The sequence below is a fragment of the Streptomyces sp. NPDC051636 genome (assembly GCF_044453765.1).
Classification (GTDB): Bacteria; Actinomycetota; Actinomycetes; order Streptomycetales; family Streptomycetaceae; genus Streptomyces.
In genome coordinates, this window is sequence record NZ_JBITDA010000018.1 from 61,094 (window position 1) to 80,904 (window position 19,811).

Here is a 19,811-nt window from a genome sequence, read left to right on the forward strand (position 1 = left end):
GCGTTACCCTGCCGATCATGCTTGTCGCCGCCGCAGTCTGCCCCTGCCCGCCGCTGCTCGTGCCCGAGGTCGCCGCGGACGCCGCTCACGAGCTGGACGCCGCGCGTGCCGCGTGCGCGGACGCCCTCGGCATGCTCGCCGCCGCCCGCCCCGACCGGCTGGTGGTCGTCGGGCCCGCCGAGCAGAGCGGGCGCGGACCGCACCCGCAGGGCACCCCGGGCTCCTTCCGGGGTTTCGGCGTGGACCTCGACGTCCGGCTCGGCCCCGGTGAGGGGACGGTGTCCGACCGCACGCTGCCCCCGTCGCTCGCCGTCGGCGCGTGGTTGCTGGAGCGGGCGGGCTGGGCGGACGCCCCCGTCGAAGGACTCGGGGTGGGGGAACCCCTCGCCCCGGAGCGGTGTGTCGAGGTGGGCAGGGAGATCGGCGCGCGCACCCCGCGGCCGGCCCTGCTGGTGATGGGGGACGCCAGCGCCTGCCGTACGGTGAAGGCGCCGGGCTACCTCGACGAGCGCGCGGCGCCCTTCGACGCCGAGGTCGCGCGTGCACTCGGGGCGGCGGACGTGCCGGCCCTGAAGATGCTGGACCCCGAGCTGGCGTACGAGCTCAAGGCCTCCGGCCGCGCCCCCTGGCAGGTCCTGGCGGGCGCCGCCGAGAACGCCGACCTCACGGGCACGCTGCTGTACGAGGACGCGCCGTACGGCGTGGGGTACGTGGTCGCGGCCTGGTCCCGGAGGGCCCCGGAGACGGCGTGAACGGCGGACGGCCGGGAGCCGTCCCGCTCCGCGGCCGTCCGCCGATCGGTGGGCCGCCGCCGTTCAGGAAGTCGGTGGCGGCGGCACGTCCGGCGGCGGGCCCGCCGCCGTGTCGCCCGCCTCGGTACCGCCGCCCTTGTGCGCGAGCCGGTCCATGGCGTCCTTGGCCTTCCCCGTGCCGGTCTGGATCTTGTCGCTGTACTTGCCCTTGGTCCGCTCGTCGACGATCTTCGCGACCTTGTCGATGCCGTGCTGGATCTTGTCGATCCTGTCCCCGTGCTGCTGCGCGAGGTGCGACACCTTCTCCGTGGCCGGGGCGAGCTTGGCCTTCAGATTGTCCAGGAGACCCATTGATCCCACCTCCCTGACGGGCGGTTACGTGCGGGCGCCGTCACCGGCCTCGTTGTCGGCGGCCTCCTCGGCGGACTGCTGCTTGGGGATCTCGGTGGCCTCGGCGGCACCGGCCTGGCCCGCCTCCGCGGCGTCGGAAGGGGCGTCCTCCGTCCGCGCCGCCGGCTCCGCGGCCCCGTCCTCCACCGCGGGTCCCTTCGCCTCCGCCGCTTCCTCCGCCTCGGATCCGCCCGGCTCCGTGCCGGTCCGCGCCTCGGCGGCCGACGCCTCCTCCGTCGCTTTCGACCTCCGCAGAAGTCGCGCAAAAACACCCATATCCGCTCCATACGTTACTCGTGCGGGGGAAATCCCGCGTAGCCCGGTGCGCCCGTTTGCGCCACCCGGCTCGCCGCCTCCTGAAGCAGGCGGCAGGTACCTCGCAACGGGCAACGACCCCGGACCCGGACCGTCACGTAACTCGTTCGAGGCGCGGCCGGGAGGTTTGCGAGACTGGTGCGGTGAGCAGCGCACCCCCCGCCCCCCGCGTCATCGCCGTCGTCGGACCCACCGCGGCCGGAAAGTCCGATCTGGGCGTATTCCTGGCCCGGCAGCTCGGCGGCGAGGTCGTCAACGCCGACTCCATGCAGCTCTACCGAGGGATGGACATCGGCACCGCCAAGCTGACGCCCGAGGAGCGCGGCGGCGTCCCGCACCATCTGCTGGACATCTGGGACGTGACCGTCACCGCCTCCGTCGCCGAGTACCAGAGGCTGGCCCGCGCCCGGATCGACGCACTCCTCGCCGAGGGACGCTGGCCGGTCCTGGTCGGCGGCTCCGGCCTGTACGTGCGCGGAGCGGTCGACAACCTGGAGTTCCCCGGCACCGACCCCGAGGTCCGGGCCCGCCTGGAGGACGAGCTGGCGCTGCGCGGCTCCGGCGCCCTGCACGCGCGCCTGGCCGCGGCCGACCCCGAGGCCGCGCGCGCGATCCTGCCCAGCAACGGCCGCCGTATCGTCCGGGCCCTTGAGGTGATCGAGATCACCGGCCAGCCCTTCACCGCCAACCTCCCCGGACACGACTCCGTCTACGACACCATCCAGATCGGCGTCGACGTGGCCCGCCCCGAGCTCGACGAGCGCATCGCGCGCCGGGTCGACCGGATGTGGGAGGCGGGGCTCGTGGCGGAGGTGCGCGCACTTCAGGCGCAGGGCCTGCGCGAGGGGCGTACGGCGTCGCGCGCGCTCGGCTACCAGCAGGTGCTCGCCGCGCTCGCCGGGGAGTGCAGCGAGGAGGAAGCCCGGGCCGAGACCGTACGCGCCACCAAACGCTTCGCGCGCCGCCAGGATTCATGGTTCAGGCGCGACCCGCGGGTGCACTGGTTGAGTGGGGCCGCGACGGACCGTGCGGAACTTCCGGAGCTGGCTCTGGCGTTGGTCGAACGACCGGTCACAGCCTGATCACGTCATGGCATCGGGATGCGCCGCCGGCCATCCCGGCCTCCGGCATCGTGCCATCATCGAGCTTCGATCGACCAAGTTGAGTCCTAGTTGGGAGGGCGCGTGGCGATGGAGGCCGGCCCTCGCGACACCGCACGAAGCACCGAGCACGTCACCATCGACGGCGAACCGGAACAGGGCGAGGACCGACTCAGCCCCGACGGACCGGACGAGACGCCGGGCGGCGTGACCGCCGACGGCCCCGAGCCCGAGGAGATGTTCGCGGGCGGCCCGGAGGTCGAGGTCGAACTGCGCCCGCAGCGCCGGCTGCGCATCTGGCAGCTCGCGCCCATCGTGGCCCTGGCCGCGGTCGGCTCCCTGATGTTCGCCTTCCCGCTGGCCTTCGACTTCGGCGACAGCGGCGCCGTCATCGCCATGCTGGGCCTGCTGATCTGCTCCTGCGCCGCGGGCTGGGGCATGACGGCCGCCCGCCGCGTCGGCTACACCTGGCCGGGGCTGCCGGCCCGGGGCTCCGGCCGCCGGCCCGACTGGCGGGTCGTGCTCGGATACGTGCTGCTGGTGGCCGTGGTGGTGGTTCTCGCCGTGTGGCGGGTGGCTCGGCTGCGCTAGGGCCTGTCCTGCGGATCATGGCGCAGGAACCGACGTTGCCCGATCAGCGCTGGTGAGCGGGGCCTGGTGCGTCCAGCTGCAAGGCGGAGGAGGGAGTCGGCGACCGACGACAACGCCGGTGGGGGCACCGCCCGCTCGAGCGAAGCAGAGAACGGGGGAGGGCGTGCCAAGCCCCGCGTCTGCGGCATGATCCGCCGGACAGGCCCTTGCCACTGTGGCCGTCGGGATGTCGTAGGCAGCCCGTAGGATCGAGGAATGAGCACGCGGATCGCCTTCCTCAAGGGTCACGGCACCGAGAACGACTTCGTGATCGTCCCGGACCCCGAGAACGCCCTCGACCTGACCCCCGCCGCCGTGGCCGCCCTGTGCGATCGCCGGGCCGGCATCGGGGGCGACGGCGTGCTGCACGTCGTGCGGTCCGCCGCCCATGCGGAGGCCAGGGGCATGGCGGCCGAGGCGGAGTGGTTCATGGACTACCGCAACGGTGACGGCTCGATCGCGGAGATGTGCGGCAACGGAGTGCGCGTGTTCGCGCGCTACCTGCAGTACGCCGGGCATGTGACGGAGGGGGACATCGCGGTCGCCACGCGCGGAGGCGTGAAGAACGTCCACATCGCCAAGGACGGAGACGTCACCGTCGGCATGGGCAGCGCGCGCCTGCCCCAAGGGGACGTCACGGTGAGCGTCGGTGAGCGCAGCTGGCCCGCGCGCAACGTGAACATGGGCAACCCGCACGCGGTCGCCTTCGTCGACGACCTCGCGCACGCCGGCGACCTGCTGGCCCCGCCGCCCTTCAGCCCGGCCACCGCCTACCCGGACGGGGTGAACGTCGAGTTCGTGGTCGACCGCGGCCCCCGCCACGTCGCGATGCGCGTGCACGAGCGCGGCTCCGGCGAGACCCGTTCCTGCGGCACGGGCGCGTGCGCCGTCGCCGTCGCGGCCGCGCGCCGGGACGGCGCAGACCCGGCGGTCACCGGCACCCCGGCGACGTACACCGTCGACGTGCCCGGCGGGCGACTGCTGATCACCGAACGGCCGGACGGTGAGATCGAGATGACCGGTCCCGCCGTGATCGTCGCCGAGGGTGAGATCGACGCCGAGTGGCTGGAAATGGCGGTCCGCTGACCACGCGAACCCTGGTCCCGACCGGCCCGGACGCCCGAATCCGCAGCTCCCGGCGTCTCGGGTGGTGCGAAACCATGGCCGGTCACGAAACACGTGGCGCAAAACCGTAAACCTCTCCGGCATCGCTCGAATGGGTGATCCGTTTCACGCTCGGCGAGAGGCGGTCAGTCGGGCGTGATGGGCTCGGTAGCATCAAGCACCGGCACGGACGGGGGAACGTCGCCATCCCTGAGCCGTGTACGCCCTGGGGGCCCGTCCGCCGGTCCACGAGCCGGAGGTGCCCATGAGTGCGGAGGCCACGAACCCCGCGACCCCAGGCCCTGTAGTCCCTACAGCGCCCCGCAGGAAGGCCCGCCCCCGGATCGACCTGCGCCGACTCGGCCGTGCCGCGCTGCTCGGCCCCGCCGCCCGAGGCAAACTGCCCGACGCGATCGGCCACGTCGCCGAGGCACACCGCGCCCACTACCCCGACGCCGACCTCGAACCGCTGCGCCGCGCCTACGTCCTGGCCGAGTCCTCGCACCGCGGCCAGATGCGCAAGAGCGGCGAGCCCTACATCACGCATCCGCTCGCCGTGACCCTGATCCTTGCCGAACTCGGAGCCGAGACCACGACGCTGACGGCCTCACTGCTGCACGACACCGTCGAGGACACCGACGTGACGCTGGATCAGGTCCGGGAACAGTTCGGTGAGGAGGTCCGTTACCTCGTCGACGGGGTCACGAAGCTGGAAAAGGTCGACTACGGAGCTGCCGCCGAGCCCGAGACCTTCCGCAAGATGCTGGTCGCCACCGGCAACGACGTCCGCGTGATGTCGATCAAACTCGCCGACCGGCTCCACAACATGCGCACACTCGGCGTGATGCGCCCCGAGAAACAGGCCCGCATCGCCAAGGTGACCAGGGACGTCCTGATCCCGCTCGCCGAACGCCTCGGCGTGCAGGCCCTCAAGACCGAGATGGAGGACCTCGTCTTCGCGATCCTCCACCCCGAGGAGTACGCACACACGCGCGAGCTGATCGCCGCCAACGCGGCCCGTCCCGACGACCCGCTCGCGGAGGTCGCCGACGAGGCCCGCGCAGTCCTGCGTGAAGCGGGTATCCCGGCCGAAGTCCTCATCCGCCCCCGGCACTTCGTCTCCGTCCACCGCGTCGCCCGCAAGCGCGGGCAGCTGCGCGGCGCCGACTTCGGCCGCCTGCTGGTGCTGGTCAACGAGGACGCGGACTGCTACGGCGTCCTGGGGGAGCTGCACACCTGCATGACGCCCGTCGTCTCGGAGTTCAAGGACTTCATCGCCGTACCCAAGTTCAACCTGTACCAGTCGCTGCACACCGCCGTCGCCCTCCCCCGGGCTCGAACCGACTCGCCCGGGGGAACCCCCATGGCCGGGCAGGTCGTCGAAGTCCTCATCCGCACCCACCAGATGCACAAGGTCGCCGAGGCCGGGGTCATCGCGCTCGGCAACCCGTACGCGCCTCCTTCGGAGGAGCAGACCGCGAGTGACGGCGAGCGCGCCGACCCCACCCGCCCCGGGTGGCTCTCCCGCCTCCTCGACTGGCAGCAGGCGGCACCCGACCCCGACACCTTCTGGTCCACCCTGCGCGAGGACCTCGCCCAGGACCGCGAGATCACCGTCTTCCGGCCCGACGGCGGCACGCTGGGCCTGCCCGAGGGCGCCACCTGCGTGGACGCCGCGTACGCGCAGTACGGCGAGGACGCGCACGCCTGCATCGGCGCCCGCGTCAACGGCCGCCTGGCGACCCTGAGCACCGTCCTCAGGGACGGCGACACCGTCCAGCTCCTCATGGGCCAGGACCCCGCCTCCGAGCCCTCCCGGGAGTGGCTGGAGCACGCCCACACCCCGGCCGCCCGCATCGCCATCCAGCGGTGGCTGGCCGCCCACCCGGAGGCCGGCGACACGGCCGCGGGGGAGGCCGGGGAGGACGGCTGGAGCGGTGCCGAGGCGGGCAGCCGGGGCGGAGCGGGCGAGGTGGACCGTCCGGCGGGTCCGCCACCGTCCCCCGGCGCCGCCGACGGCACCACCGGCCACTCCGGGGCGGTGGCCGACGGGGACTCGCGCTCCGGGCCCGGACCCGTCACCGACGCCCCTTCCGCCCGGCCCGGAGCGGCCGACGTGGTCGTCGACCGGCCGGGGGCTACCGTTCGGCTCGCCGGGTGCTGTACGCCCGTACCGCCCGACGAGGTCACCGGCTTCGCCGTGCGGGGTGGGGTGGTGACGGTGCACCGCGTGGAGTGCGCGGGGGTGGCGCGCATGAAGAGCGTGGGGCGCGCGGAGGTCGGCGTGCGCTGGGGTGACACAGCCGGGTGCCGGGTCACGCTGCTCGCTGAATCGTTCGGCCGCCCCCATCTGCTCGCCGACCTCACCGAGGCGATCGCCCTGGAAGGCGCCGAGATCGTCTCCGCGACCGTCGCGCCGCCGACCCAGCAGCGCGTCCGCCACACCTACACCCTCCAGCTCCCGGACGCCGCCCACCTCCCGGCCCTCATGCGGGCGATGCGGAACGTGCCGGGCGTGTACGACGTGAGCCGGACGCAGCACCAGGGGCCCGACTCCTGAGCGACGCGCCCGCGGCGAACCGGCCGAGCCGGGCGACCCCGTTCGGGTGGGGCGGTCGCGCGTCGGCGCAGGAGGGCGGACCCGTGCGGGTAGCGGTGGTGCATGCTGCTCACGTCCCGTATGCCGGATCGGCGACCCGGCGCCCGCCCCCACGCCCCCCGCCGGAGGAAGGCCGCCGCCCCCCTCGCCTCCGCCGTCTCCGTGTGTCTCCTCGCCGCGAGTGCCCCGGCCGTCCCGCTGGGCGTCGGCGACCGGCTCTTCCCGTACCTGGGCAACCCCGGATACGACGTGGCGTCGTACGACCTCTCCTTCACCTATCCCGGCCGCAACGACAAGCCCCTCCAGGCCGTCACCACGATCGACGCCTGGACCACCGCCCCGCTGGAGCGGCTCAACCTCGACTTCGCGCACGGCACGGTCGACTCCGTCGAGGTCGACGGCACGCCCGCCACCTTCGCCGACGCGGGCGACGACCTGGTGGTCACACCGCGGACACCTCTGCCCGAGGACAGCTGGACGCGGATCACCGTGCGGCACACCAGCGACCCGAGGCCCGCCGAGGGCCGGGACGTCGGCTGGGTACGGACCGCCGACGGGCTCGTCATGGCCAACCAGGCCGACGCCGCGCACCTGGTGTTCCCGTGCAACGACCACCCCTTTGACAAGGCCATGTTCACCATCCGGGTCACCGCGCCCAAGGGCTACACGGCCGTCGCCAACGGCCTGCCGGCCGGCGTGGACCGGGCCGGCGACTCGACCACCTGGACGTACCGGACCCAGCACCCCATGGCCACCGAGCTCGCACAGGTGTCCATCGGCCGCTCGGCGGTCGTGCACCGCACCGGACCGCACGACCTGCCGGTGCGCGATGTGGTCCCCGCCGCGGACCGCAAGGCGCTCGAACCCTGGCTCGCGAAGACCCCCGATCAGATCGCCTGGCTGGAGAGGAAGGTCGGGCCCTACCCCTTCGAGACGTACGGCCTGCTCATGGCCCGGGCCGCCACCGGCTTCGAACTCGAGACGCAGACCCTCTCCCTCTTCGAGAAGGGGCTGTTCACCGAGCCCGCCCGCCCCGGGTGGAACAAGGAGTCGATCATGGTGCACGAGCTGTCCCACCAGTGGTTCGGTGACAGCGTCAGTCCGCGCACCTGGTCCGACGTGTGGCTCAGCGAGGGGCACGCCACCTGGTACGAGGCCCTGTACACCGAGGAGAAGGCGCACAAGCCCATGGTCGACCGCATGAAGGCCGCCTACCGCGCCTCCGACCGCTGGCGGGCGTCCGACGGCCCGCCCGCGCTGCCCGAGCCGCCCGAGTCCGGCGACAAGATCGGCATCTTCCGGCCCAACGTCTACGACGGCGCCGCGCTGGTCCTCTACGCCCTGCGCCAGGAGATCGGCCGCCCCGCCTTCGAACGCCTGGAGCGGACGTGGGTACGCCGGCACCGCGACGACACGGCGACCACGGCCGACTTCACCGACCTCGCTTCGCACATCGCCGGCCGCGACCTGACCGCCTTCTTCCAGGCCTGGCTGTACGGGGAGAAGACACCGCCGATGCCGGGCCACCCGGCCTGGAAGTCGGCCCCGCCGCAGCGGGTGGCGAAGAAGCAGGGTGGGCCGGTGAAGGCGGAGGCTGGGGCACGTCGGGCGGACGCTCGGCGAGCGGCCAGGGGGGTCGGTGCCGCCCCGCAGCGCTGAGCCCGGACGGCCCGGCCCGCTGCCCCCGGGTACCGGGGAATAAGGCGGTGACGAGACGGGGCGTGCCGTGCGACCATCTTCGGGTCGGCGCGGCAGGGGCCACGGGAATCTCTCGGGGTACTCGTGCGTTGTGGAAGGTGACGGACCCTTCCGAGGGCCCCTGCGGCCGCGGAGACCCGCCACCGCTCCGTCGCCGCCAACCGGATTCCTCATCGACGTAAGGATCAAATGACCTCCTCTTCTTCCCCTTCCCAGGACACCAAGCGCCTCGCGCCCGCCTACCCCGAAGGTCTTCGGGCCGATGCCCTGATGGAAGAGGACGTCGCCTGGAGCCTCGAGATCGACGGAGAGCGGGACGGCGACCAGTTCGACCGCTCCGAGCGCGCGGCCCTGCGCCGCGTCGTGGGTCTCTCCACCGAGCTCGAGGACGTCACCGAGGTCGAGTACCGCCAGCTCCGCCTGGAGCGCGTCGTGCTCGTCGGCGTGTGGACCTCGGGCACCGTGCAGGACGCGGAGAACTCCCTCGCGGAGCTCGCCGCCCTCGCGGAGACCGCGGGCGCGCTGGTGCTCGACGGCGTCATCCAGCGCCGCGACAAGCCCGACGCGGCCACCTACATCGGCTCCGGCAAGGCCGAGGAGCTGCGCGACGTCGTCATCGAATCGGGCGCCGACACCGTCATCTGCGACGGTGAGCTGAGCCCGGGCCAGCTGATCCACCTCGAGGACGTCGTCAAGGTCAAGGTCATCGACCGTACGGCCCTGATCCTGGACATCTTCGCCCAGCACGCGAAGTCCCGAGAGGGCAAGGCGCAGGTCGCGCTCGCCCAGATGCAGTACATGCTGCCGCGGCTGCGCGGCTGGGGTCAGTCCCTGTCCCGCCAGATGGGCGGCGGCAAGGGCGGCGGCCTCGCCACCCGTGGTCCCGGTGAGACCAAGATCGAGACGGACCGGCGCCGGATCCGCGAGAAGATGGCGAAGATGCGCCGGGAGATCGCGGAGATGAAGACGGGCCGCGAGATCAAGCGCCAGGAGCGCCGCCGCAACAAGGTGCCCTCCGTCGCCATCGCGGGCTACACCAACGCCGGCAAGTCCTCCCTGCTCAACCGCCTCACGGGCGCGGGCGTACTGGTCGAGAACGCCCTGTTCGCGACCCTCGATCCGACCGTGCGCCGGGCCGAGACCCCGAGCGGCCGCGTGTACACCCTGGCCGACACGGTCGGCTTTGTACGGCATCTGCCGCACCACCTGGTCGAGGCGTTCCGCTCCACCATGGAGGAGGTCGGCGACTCCGACCTGATCCTGCACGTCGTGGACGGTTCGCACCCGAATCCGGAGGAGCAGCTGGCCGCCGTGCGCGAGGTGATCCGGGACGTCGGCGCCACCGACGTGCCCGAGATCGTGGTGATCAACAAGGCGGACGCGGCCGACCCGCTGACGCTCCAGCGGCTGATGCGGATAGAGAAGCGCTCCATCGCCGTCTCGGCCCGCACCGGCCGGGGCATCACCGAGCTGCTGGCGCTCATCGACAACGAGCTGCCCAGGCCGTCCGTCGAGATCGAGGCGCTGGTGCCGTACACGCACGGCAAGCTGGTCGCCCGTGCCCACACCGAGGGCGAGGTGATCTCCGAGGAGCACACCGCGGAGGGCACGCTGCTCAAGGTGCGGGTGCACGAGGAACTGGCGGCGGATCTCGCGCCGTACGTGCCCACTCCGGCGCTCTGACACGCTACAGAGCGAAGGGCCCGCCCCCGCAGCAAGCGGGAGCGGGCCTTCGCGCTGTCTTCTCAGCCGCCTACTGACCGGCGAACTTCTTGCTGACCGAGTCGTACACGCCCTTGGCCACGTCGCCGAACCGCGGACCCGCCAGCCAGCCCGCGGACACCGGGCCGATGGAGGTGTTGGAAACCAGCGCCGGCTTGCCGTCGGAGCCCGTCTCCACCCAGCCGCCGCCGGACGAACCACCCGTCATCGTGCACCCGATGCGGTACATCGTCGGATCCGACTTCTGGATCGACAGCCGTCCCGGCTTGTCCTGGCACTGGTACAGCAGCTGGCCGTCGTACGGCGCCGCGGCCGGGTAGCCGGTCGCCGTCATGCTCTGCACCTTCGGCACCGCCGGGGCCTCGAAGTCCACCGGAAGCGCCGAACCGACCGTCTCCTCCAGCGACTTCCCGCCGTTGCCCTGCTCAGGCGTGACGTGGATGACGGAGAAGTCGTACGACGCACCGTTCCCGCCCGTCTCACCGCCCTGATCGATCCACTCCTGGGAGGTCTGCGCCGCGTCGGCCCACCAGACGCCGTACGGGGCGACCTCGGCCTTGGTGGCGTTCTGCAGCTGATCGGCCGTCTTGCCCGCGTTGTTGTACGACGGGACGAAGGCTATGTTGCGGTACCAGCCGCCGCTCTTGCCGGCGTGCACGCAGTGGCCCGCCGTCCAGATGAGGTTGGACTTGCCGGGGTGCGCCGGATCCTCCACCACCGTCGCCGAGCAGACCATCGTGCCCTCGGGGGAGTCGAAGAACACCTTGCCGGCCGTGGCCGCGTTGGTGTGGTACGGCGGCCGCACCGCCTGCGCCTTGACCGGTGCCGGGGTCGGGTCCGTCACGCCCTGGTCACCGGAGATGTCGTTGTCGTCGACACCCTTGTCCGGGTCGTCGGCGTCCCGCATGCGGTCCGGGTCCCACAGGCCCTTGATGATCGGGTTGATGAAGTCGTTGGCCTCGCGCAGCCAGTCGTCCCTGTCCCAGTTCTTCCAGGCGCCGTTCTTCCACTTGTCGATGTCGATCCCGTGCTCTTTGAGCTTGTTCTTGATGTCGTCCGGGACCTTGATCTTTCCGTCACCGGTGTCACCGCTGGTCGCGGAGGCGGTGGGCGTGCCGTCGGCGTTGTCGTCACCGTTGCAGGCGGTGGCGGTCAGCGCCAGCGCCGAGGCGAGGGCGACGGCCGCCAGCACAGGGGAGGTTCTGCGGGGTGTGCTCCTCCTTCGGTGAACGGTGAACGACGGCCGTATGGATCGCATGCTCTTGACTCCCCCTGTTGAAAAGGAACTCGGCGCTGTGTCTGTGGGATCCGCGGGAACTCATGGGGAGTTCACGCCGGTCTCACGGACGTCTGGGAACGACATCACACACTATGCGCTCGCTGTGGGGGACTTCCGACGGAACGGCAACGGTTTCGCTACGAGCTGTCTGACCTGCCCGTTCACCTGGAGAGCTACCGACCGTGCTCTTCAGGTCCTGGCTATGCGCAGGTCGGCTACGGACCAGCCGGCCGCCGCCACGGCCGCGAAGGCTCCGGCGACGAGGAACGGATGGGCGATGAGCGCGTCGGAGACGTGGTTGAGCGGGTTGTCGGGAAGCAGGGTCGTGCGTTCGGCGAGCCATGCCGCGGCCGGCACGATGCCGATACGACGTGGTCGGCGGGGATGCCGAGTTCCCGTTCGATCCGGTCGCGGAGCGGGGTGATGTCGCCCGACTCGATCAGCTCCAGGGACACCAGGGCGGTTTCGGTCTCTGCGTCGCCGAGGCAGAGGGCGCGGAGGAAGAGAGGGTCGTGCACACCGGAGAAGTCACCGGGCATGGTGTGCAGGTGCGGGGCGGGAGTCAGGACACGGCGGAGGGACGGGGCTCGCCGCTCTTCCCGGTCGGCTTCGGGCGCACCGGTACCGATCGTGTCGTGCCCGTCGGCGTCCAGGAGGCCGGCGCCTCCAGCGCCGGAACCAGCTTCGGCAAGGTCCTCGACGGGTACGTCCTGCCGACCATCTGCACCGCCGCCATGACGTCCGGAGCCGAGGCCGACGTGCCGGTCTGCACCGGCAACGACAAGGACGAGAACGGCGCTTCCGCGGCCCTGTCCATGACGGTGGCCCAGTTCCAGGCGTACGCCGCCGCGGAGTCCGCGACCGCGCCGCGGAGTTCCTCGCCCTGTACCCCGCCACCTCCGATGCCGAGGCGGCGGCCCAGTACGACAACTATGCCCGCGACGAGGAACGCGTCTCGACCTTCCTGCGGGCACGCAGTTCAAGAAGACGGCCGGGAACCGAAGCCCGGTCCACAGCTACTTCCGGACCCATGTCCCGCCCGGCGCGGACCCCAGCAATCCGATCACGCCCGCGCGGGACGCCGCCACCGTCGGTGCCTCCTACGGCGCCGACCTGTACTACCTCTTCGGCAGCCGCTACGGAACAAACCGGCCGTGGACGGCGAAGGACCACGAGATCGCCGACACCACCTGCCAGTACGTGGCCAACTTCGCCGCCACCGGCAATCCGCACAGCACCGCCGCGCACGGCCGCGACGCCCTGCCGCACCGGCCGGCACTGCGGACCGGCAAGCCGCTTTCCATGGAACTCGGCGACGCATTCGGCCCCGTTCCCGCCGCTGACGACGACGCCAAGCCGGGGTCCCCGAGGAACTTATTGGGAGTCGCAGACCAAGGCGTACTGATCCCCGGCCCTGACAGGCTCTGCCGCAGTGCGGCGCACGGCAACGGTGTCCGTCACGGCAATGATCTTGAAGTGACCCGTAACCGGTCGGCCGGTCCGCGGTTGGTAGCGGTGGGGGGCCTGCTGCCTGTGCCCGGTCCCCGTGAGGGAGCACATCACCTCTGGACAGCGGGAGGACAAGGCCGTGGCCGTGGCGGAATCGGTGTCCGGGGGAGTGCGCGGAGCACACGAGGGGATCCTGAGGCGTCAGTCGGCGCGCGAGTCGGCGGCGCGCACCTACGCACGCGCCCTCCCCATCGTGCCGGTCCGGGCGCGCGGGCTGACCATCGAGGGCGCCGACGGCCGCCGTTACCTCGACTGCCTCTCCGGCGCGGGAACTCTCGCCCTCGGCCACAACCACCCGGTCGTACTGGAGGCGATCCGCAAAGTCCTGGACTCAGGCGCCCCCTTGTCCGTCCTCGACCTGGCGACCCCGGTCAAGGACGCCTTCATCACCGAGCTGTTCCGCACCCTGCCCCCCGGCCTCGCCGACCGGGCCCGCGTGCAGTTCTGCGGACCGGCCGGCACGGACGCCGTGGAGGCCGCGTTCAAGCTCGTGCGCGCCGCGACCGGGCGCGCCGGCATCTTGGCCTTCACCGGCGCCTACCACGGCATGACCACCGGCGCCCTGGCCGCGTCCGGCGGTGCCTGCGATGTACGGGTCGCCCGCCTTCCCTATCCGCAGGACTACCGCTGCCCGTTCGGCGTCGGCGGCCCGCGCGGCGCCGAACTCGCCGCCCGCTGGACCGAGTCCGTCCTGGACGACCCCAAGTCGGGCGTGCCGCTGCCCGCCGGGATGATCCTCGAACCCGTCCAGGGCGAGGGCGGCGTGATTCCCGCCCCGGACGACTGGATGCGGCGCATGCGGCAGATCACGGCCGCCCGGGCCATCCCGCTGATCGCCGACGAGGTCCAGACGGGAGTCGGACGGACCGGCGCCTTCTGGGCCGTGGAGCACAGCGGTGTCACGCCGGATGTGATGGTCCTGTCCAAGGCCATCGGCGGCAGCCTCCCGCTGGCCGTCGTCGTCTACCGCGACGACCTCGACGTGTGGGAGCCCGGCGCCCACGCCGGCACCTTCCGCGGCAACCAGCTCGCCATGGCCGCGGGCACGGCCACCCTCGCCCACGTCCGCGAGAACGGCCTCACCGAACGCGCGGCCGTGCTCGGCTCCCGCATGTTCTCCCAACTGACCGACCTGACTCGGGAGTTCGCCTGCGTCGGCGACGTGCGCGGCCGGGGGCTGATGATCGGCGTCGAGGTGGTGGATCCGCAGGGGGACGGAGAAGCGGAAACGGAGAGGCAGGGCGACGCCCTTCTCTCCCCGGGACCTGTTCCCGGCCCGGGAAACGACCCCGCACCGCCGACCGCCGGAGCGCAGACTCCGCGCACTCCACTCCCCGCCGCTCCGGAACTCGCCGCCGCCGTCCAGCGGGAGTGCCTCCGCCGTGGCCTGATCGTCGAACTCGGCGGCCGCCACGCCAGCGTCGTACGACTCCTCCCGCCCCTGACGATCAGCGACGAGCAGGCCGCTGCCGTGCTCGACCGTCTGGCCGACGCGGTCGCGGCGGTGGAGCGTCTCTCCCAGGCAGGCGGAGCCAAGAAGCCCAGCGGCTGAGACATACCCGGCCCGCACCGCGTCGTCGAGCTCTCCCTCCCTGAACGAACCTTCCAAGGACAAGCCTTGAACGCCATCCCAGCACCAGACGGCCGTGCCCGCGTCCCGCACCTCCACACCCACCGCGTCCCTTCCTCACCCGTACCGGCCACCGAGTCCATGCCCCGGCAGAAACCGCGGTCCCCGGAAGCCGAACCGACGGGCGGCGCCGCCGCCGACCCCCTGGAACACCCCGACCCGCACACCGCCGCGCAGGCCGCCGCCGTGGAGAACCTGCTCCGCTGCTGGGTACGGGAGAGGAACCTCGCCGCACCCGAGGCCGGCGCCCTCCGCATCCCGCTGCCCACCAGCGGCACGGCCCTGATCACGCCGGTCCGCCACTGGTCCTCGACCGGCTGGCACCGCTTCGGACTTCCCCGGCTCGCCGACGCCCCCGAGGACGCCTCACCGCTCGACGCGGTGACGCTCGCGGCCCTGCTCAGCAGGGAGACGCACGGGCGGACCGACCGCACCGGCACGGCCCCCGGTGCCGCCTGCGGCGACGGAGGTGACCTCGTCGCCCGCGTGGCCGACTCCGTGCGCCGTACCGCCACATTCATCAGCGACCGGCGCGCACGCCCCGCTGACGGACCCGACCGCTTCCTCGCCGCCGAACAGGCACTCCTGCTCGGCCACCCCTTCCACCCGACCCCGAAGAGCCGCGAGGGCCTGACCGACTCCGAAGCCCGCCTGTACTCACCCGAACTGCTCGGCTCTTTCCCCCTGCACTGGATCGCCGTCGCCCCCTGCCTGCTCGCGACCGAATCGGCCTGGACCGAACGCGGCCGTCCGGTACCGGCCGGCCGGCTCACGGCACGCCTCGCCGGCCCCGGGCTGTCCCTGCCCGATGGATACACCGCCCTGCCCCTGCACCCCTGGCAGCGGCGCGAGCTCGGGCACCGCGACACGACCGCGGCCCTCCTCGATGCCGGGCTGCTCAGGGAACTCGGCACCCACGGCTCCCCGTGGCACCCCACCTCCTCCGTACGGACCGTCTACCGGTCCGGCGCCCCCGCCATGCTCAAGCTGTCCCTCGGCCTGCGGATCACCAACTCCCGCCGGGAGAACCTCCGCAAGGAACTCCACCGCGGCGTCGAGGTGCACCGCCTGCTGCGCGGCGGCCTGGTCCAGCAGTGGCAGGCCGCGCACCCGGGCTTCGACATCGTCCGCGACCCGGCCTGGCTGGCCGTCGACGACCTGGACGGCCGGCCCGTGCCCGGACTCGACGTGGTGATCCGGCACAACCCGTTCACCCCGACCGACGACGTCTCCTGCGTGGCCGGACTCGTCTCACCCCGGCCCCACGCCGAGCCGGCCACCGGCGCCGCCCGCCCGCCCGCCGGAATGCCGCCCCTGCGCTCCCGGCTGGCCGTGATCGTCACGCGGCTCGCCGAACGAACGGGCCGACCCCGTGGTGCCGTCGCCACCGAGTGGTTCCTGCGCTACCTGGAAACGGTCGTGCGTCCGGTCCTGTGGCTGGACAGCGAGGCCGGCATCGCCCTGGAGGCACACCAGCAGAACACGTTGCTCCTGCTCGACGGCGACGGCTGGCCCGCGGGCGGCCGCTACCGCGACAACCAGGGCTACTACTTCCGCGAGTCCCGGCGTGCCGGACTCGACGCGCGCCTGCCCGGCATCGGCGTGCACAGCGACACCTTCGTCTCCGACGAGGTCACGGACGAGCGCTTCGCGTACTACCTCGCCATCAACAACGTGCTCGGGCTCATCGGGGCCTTCGGATCCCAGCACCTGGCCGACGAACACCTGCTGCTCGCCGCCTTCCGCCGGTTCCTCGGCGATGTTGCCTCAGGCCCCGCCGCACTGCGGACCTGCCTGCCCGCCCTCCTGCTCGACTCGCCCGTGCTGCGCTGCAAGGCCAACCTGCTGACCCGGCTGCACGGCCTCGACGAACTGGTCGGCCCGGTCGACACCCAGTCCGTCTACGTCACCATCGCCAACCCCCTTCACACCTGACCCGACAGCACGACAGCACCGGCTTCATCCCCATCTGAGGAACATGACCCACCTCGTCTCCTGAGAGGAGCGCGCCGTGCCTCCGACCGACGCGAGCGCCGACGCAGGCCCCGTCTCCGCCCCCGCGGACTGCCCCGACACCGGCGGGGACGGCGAGGACACACTGGACCTGCGGCTGCCCGACGAACTCGTCGCCCTCTTCGCCGAGGAGGCCACGGACGCCGAGGACACCACGGAGGCCGCACCGGGCGCCGGGCACGCACCGGGCGGTGGACAAGCGAGAGGCGCGCTGACCCCGGCCGCCGACGACCTCCTCGACGGCGTCGGCGACTGGGGCCCGACCGCCACACCCGTGGGCGCGTTCCAGCTGACGCCGGTCCGTGTCGAGCGGGACCTGCCGCTCATCAGCCGCTGGATGAACGACCCCGCCGTCTCCGCGTTCTGGGACCTGGCCGGCTCCCCGGCGCGGACCGAGGACCACCTGCGCGCTCAACTCGACGGCGACGGACGCAGCGTCCCGTGCGTCGGCATGCTGGACGGCGCCCCGATGAGCTACTGGGAGGTGTACCGGGCCGACCTCGACCCGCTGGCCCGCCATTACCCGGCCCGCCCGCACGACACCGGCCTCCACCTCCTCATCGGCGGGGTCGCCGCCCGTGGGCGGGGACTGGGCTCGGCCCTGCTCAGAGCGGTCGCCGACCTGGTCCTGGACCACCGCCCGGCCTGCGTTCGCGTCGTCGCGGAACCCGACCTTCGCAACACCCCCTCCGTGGCCGCTTTCCTGACTGCAGGCTTCCGGTTCGGCGCCGAGGTCGACCTGCCCGCCAAGCGGGCTGCCCTCATGATCCGAGACCGGTCACTGCGTCATCTGTTGTAGCGCTGCGTAACGACTTCGTCACAGATGGAACGAAGCTCGAGCCACTCCGGTTCCCAGCCGGCCGCAGGAATGGGAAAATCTTTGATCCAGCCGCGTGACCCGGTGATACCACCCCTCGTCCCGCACTTGATCGCCCGTTTGTCAGTGCCGGGCCGTAGGGTTGACGCGCTATGACAGAGCCCTCACTCCCCGAACTCCTGCACGCCGCCGTCACAGCAGTCGGTGGTACGGAGCGCCCCGGCCAGGTCACCATGGCCGAAGCGGTCGCCGAGGCGATCGATGACGGATCCCATCTGCTGGTCCAGGCCGGCACCGGTACCGGCAAGTCGCTGGGGTACCTCGTGCCCGCGCTCGCGCACGGGGAGCGCGTCGTCGTGGCGACGGCCACCCTGGCCCTGCAGCGTCAGCTCGTGGAGCGCGACCTGCCGCGCACGGTCGAGGCGCTGCATCCGCTGCTGCGCCGCCGCCCGGAGTTCGCCATGCTCAAGGGCCGGTCGAACTACCTGTGCCTGCACCGGCTGCACGAGGGCATGCCGCAGGACGAGGAGGAAGGTCTCTTCGACCAGTTCGAGGCCGCCGCCCCCACCAGCAAGCTGGGCCAGGACCTGCTGCGGATGCGTGACTGGGCGGACGAGACCGAGACCGGCGACCGCGACGACCTCACGCCCGGCGTCTCCGACCGTGCCTGGTCGCAGGTGTCCGTGTCCTCCCGGGAGTGCCTGGGCGCCTCGAAGTGCGCGTACGGTGCCGAGTGCTTCGCCGAGATGGCCCGCGAGCGCGCCAAGCTCGCCGAGGTCGTCGTCACCAACCACGCCCTGCTCGCCATCGACGCGATCGAGGGCGCGCCGGTGCTTCCGCAGCACGAGGTGCTGATCGTGGACGAGGCGCACGAGCTGGTCTCCCGCGTCACCGGTGTCGCCACCGGCGAGCTCACGCCCGGCCAGGTCAACCGCGCGGTCCGCCGCGCCGCGAAGCTGGTCAACGAGAAGGCCGCCGACCAGCTCCAGACCGCCGCCGAGGGCTTCGAGCGGCTGATGGAGCTGGCCCTGCCGGGCCGCCTGGAGGAGATCCCGGAGGACCTCGGCTACGCCCTGATGGCCCTGCGGGACGCGGCTCGCACCGTCATCTCGGCGATCGGCGCGACCCGTGACAAGTCGGTCCAGGACGAGGACGCGGTCCGCAAGCAGGCTCTGGCCTCCGTGGAGACCGTCCACGACGTGGCGGAGCGGATCGTGAACGGCTCCGAGTGGGACGTCGTCTGGTACGAGCGGCACGACCGCTTCGGCGCCTCCCTGCGCGTCGCCCCCATGTCCGTGTCCGGTCTGCTTCGGGAGAAGCTCTTCTCGGACCGCTCCGTCGTCCTCACCTCGGCGACGCTCAAGCTGGGCGGCGACTTCAACGGCGTCGGTGCCTCCCTGGGGCTCGCCCCCGAGGGCACGGAGGGCGACGACATCCCGCAGTGGAAGGGCATCGACGTCGGCTCGCCCTTCGACTACCGCAAGCAGGGCATCCTGTACGTCGCCAAGCATCTGGCCCGTCCCGCGCGCGACGGCGACCGCGCCGACATGCTCGACGAGCTGACCGAGCTCATCCAGGCGGCCGGCGGCCGCACGCTCGGCCTGTTCTCCTCGATGCGGGCCGCCCAGCTCGCCGCCGAGGAGCTGCGCTCCCGGATCCCGGAGTTCCCGATCCTGCTCCAGGGGGAGGAGACCCTCGGCGAACTGATCAAGAACTTCGCGGCGGACCCCGCGACCTGCCTGTTCGGCACGCTGTCGCTGTGGCAGGGCGTCGACGTACCCGGCCCCAGCTGTCAGCTGGTCGTCATGGACAAGATCCCGTTCCCGCGCCCCGACGACCCGTTGATGAGCGCCCGCCAGAAGGCCGTGGAGGATGCCGGCGGCAACGGCTTCATGGCGGTCGCCGCCACCCACGCCGCGCTCCTCATGGCCCAGGGCGCCGGCCGTCTCGTACGGGCGTCGGGGGACCGGGGCGTGGTGGCCGTACTGGACCAGCGGCTGGCCACCGCACGGTACGGCGGCTATCTCAAGGCGTCACTGCCCGACTTCTGGTACACCACGGATCGCAACCAGGTCCGCAAGTCGCTCGCGGCGATCGACGCGGCGGCGAAGCAGGCGGAAGCGATGTGAGTCGGGGGGGGGGGGCGGCCCCCCCCCCCCCCCCCCCCCCCCCGGCCCGCCCGGCCCCCCCCCCCCCGGGGCCCCAAACACCCCACGCCCCCCCCCCGCCCCCGGGGGTGCCGGGGCCCGGGCA

Annotated in this window: 16 protein-coding genes and 1 pseudogene; 12 read left to right on the forward strand and 5 right to left on the reverse strand. The window is 72.3% G+C overall.

What is annotated here, in order from left to right:
- Positions 1-17 precede the first annotated feature (17 nt).
- On the forward strand, positions 18-752 hold the full coding sequence (locus ACIBBH_RS27595; RefSeq protein WP_399409074.1) for a class III extradiol dioxygenase subunit B-like domain-containing protein: 735 nt from the start codon (positions 18-20) through the stop codon (positions 750-752).
- Between the two features lie 63 nt (positions 753-815).
- On the opposite strand, the gene ACIBBH_RS27600 is transcribed toward ACIBBH_RS27595, so the two are convergent.
- Both ACIBBH_RS27600 and ACIBBH_RS27605 read right to left on the reverse strand, forming a co-directional pair.
- Positions 816-1,103, reverse strand: coding sequence for an antitoxin (locus ACIBBH_RS27600; protein WP_399409076.1), 288 nt, complete (start codon positions 1,101-1,103; stop codon positions 816-818).
- Positions 1,104-1,127: 24 nt separating this feature from the next.
- Positions 1,128-1,418 (reverse strand): hypothetical protein, encoded by a 291-nt coding sequence (locus ACIBBH_RS27605; RefSeq protein WP_399409078.1) that lies wholly within the window; start codon positions 1,416-1,418, stop codon positions 1,128-1,130.
- A gap of 182 nt (positions 1,419-1,600) precedes the next feature.
- Here ACIBBH_RS27605 and miaA point away from each other — a divergent pair, with 182 nt between their 5' ends.
- The 6 genes from miaA (at position 1,601) to hflX (ending at position 10,271) form a co-directional block, all read left to right on the forward strand.
- On the forward strand, positions 1,601-2,539 hold the full coding sequence (gene miaA / locus ACIBBH_RS27610) for a tRNA (adenosine(37)-N6)-dimethylallyltransferase MiaA (protein WP_399409080.1): 939 nt from the start codon (positions 1,601-1,603) through the stop codon (positions 2,537-2,539).
- Between the two features lie 108 nt (positions 2,540-2,647).
- On the forward strand, positions 2,648-3,148 hold the full coding sequence (locus ACIBBH_RS27615; protein ID WP_399409255.1) for a hypothetical protein: 501 nt from the start codon (positions 2,648-2,650) through the stop codon (positions 3,146-3,148).
- 255 nt (positions 3,149-3,403) lie between these two features.
- Positions 3,404-4,273 (forward strand): diaminopimelate epimerase, encoded by an 870-nt coding sequence (gene dapF, locus ACIBBH_RS27620; RefSeq protein ID WP_399409082.1) that lies wholly within the window; start codon positions 3,404-3,406, stop codon positions 4,271-4,273.
- A gap of 283 nt (positions 4,274-4,556) precedes the next feature.
- Positions 4,557-6,851, forward strand: coding sequence for a RelA/SpoT family protein (locus ACIBBH_RS27625; protein WP_399409084.1), 2,295 nt, complete (start codon positions 4,557-4,559; stop codon positions 6,849-6,851).
- Positions 6,852-6,953: 102 nt separating this feature from the next.
- Positions 6,954-8,549: a M1 family metallopeptidase gene (locus ACIBBH_RS27630; protein ID WP_399409086.1), complete on the forward strand. Its 1,596-nt coding sequence runs from the start codon at positions 6,954-6,956 to the stop codon at positions 8,547-8,549.
- Between the two features lie 228 nt (positions 8,550-8,777).
- A complete protein-coding gene (hflX, locus tag ACIBBH_RS27635; protein WP_399409088.1) occupies positions 8,778-10,271 on the forward strand; it encodes a GTPase HflX in 1,494 nt (497 codons plus the stop codon).
- A gap of 70 nt (positions 10,272-10,341) precedes the next feature.
- Here the strand turns inward: hflX and ACIBBH_RS27640 are convergent, their stop codons facing one another.
- The 3 genes from ACIBBH_RS27640 to ACIBBH_RS27650 all read right to left on the reverse strand — a co-directional run bounded on the left by ACIBBH_RS27640 (position 10,342) and on the right by ACIBBH_RS27650 (position 12,406).
- The gene (locus tag ACIBBH_RS27640) at positions 10,342-11,568 is read right to left on the reverse strand and encodes a trypsin-like serine peptidase (protein WP_399409090.1); all 1,227 of its coding nucleotides are present in this window, start codon (positions 11,566-11,568) and stop codon (positions 10,342-10,344) included.
- 210 nt (positions 11,569-11,778) lie between these two features.
- The gene (locus ACIBBH_RS27645) at positions 11,779-11,946 is read right to left on the reverse strand and encodes a hypothetical protein (protein ID WP_399409092.1); all 168 of its coding nucleotides are present in this window, start codon (positions 11,944-11,946) and stop codon (positions 11,779-11,781) included.
- Positions 11,947-12,151: 205 nt separating this feature from the next.
- Positions 12,152-12,406, reverse strand: a complete 255-nt coding sequence (locus tag ACIBBH_RS27650; RefSeq protein ID WP_399409094.1) for a hypothetical protein — start codon at positions 12,404-12,406, stop codon at positions 12,152-12,154.
- Between the two features lie 173 nt (positions 12,407-12,579).
- On the opposite strand from ACIBBH_RS27650, the pseudogene ACIBBH_RS27655 reads away from it, so the two are divergent.
- The 5 genes and pseudogenes from ACIBBH_RS27655 to ACIBBH_RS27675 all read left to right on the forward strand — a co-directional run.
- Positions 12,580-12,813, forward strand: a pseudogene (locus tag ACIBBH_RS27655) (hypothetical protein); the annotation flags it as partial.
- Positions 12,814-13,177: 364 nt separating this feature from the next.
- Positions 13,178-14,650, forward strand: coding sequence for a diaminobutyrate--2-oxoglutarate transaminase family protein (locus ACIBBH_RS27660; RefSeq protein ID WP_399409257.1), 1,473 nt, complete (start codon positions 13,178-13,180; stop codon positions 14,648-14,650).
- A 66-nt stretch (positions 14,651-14,716) separates the two neighbouring features.
- Positions 14,717-16,663, forward strand: coding sequence for an IucA/IucC family protein (locus tag ACIBBH_RS27665; RefSeq protein WP_399409096.1), 1,947 nt, complete (start codon positions 14,717-14,719; stop codon positions 16,661-16,663).
- A gap of 76 nt (positions 16,664-16,739) precedes the next feature.
- Complete coding sequence (locus ACIBBH_RS27670) at positions 16,740-17,540, forward strand: GNAT family N-acetyltransferase (protein ID WP_399409098.1); 801 nt, start codon at positions 16,740-16,742, stop codon at positions 17,538-17,540.
- A gap of 170 nt (positions 17,541-17,710) precedes the next feature.
- A complete protein-coding gene (locus ACIBBH_RS27675; RefSeq protein ID WP_399409100.1) occupies positions 17,711-19,687 on the forward strand; it encodes an ATP-dependent DNA helicase in 1,977 nt (658 codons plus the stop codon).
- Positions 19,688-19,811: the final 124 nt, after the last annotated feature.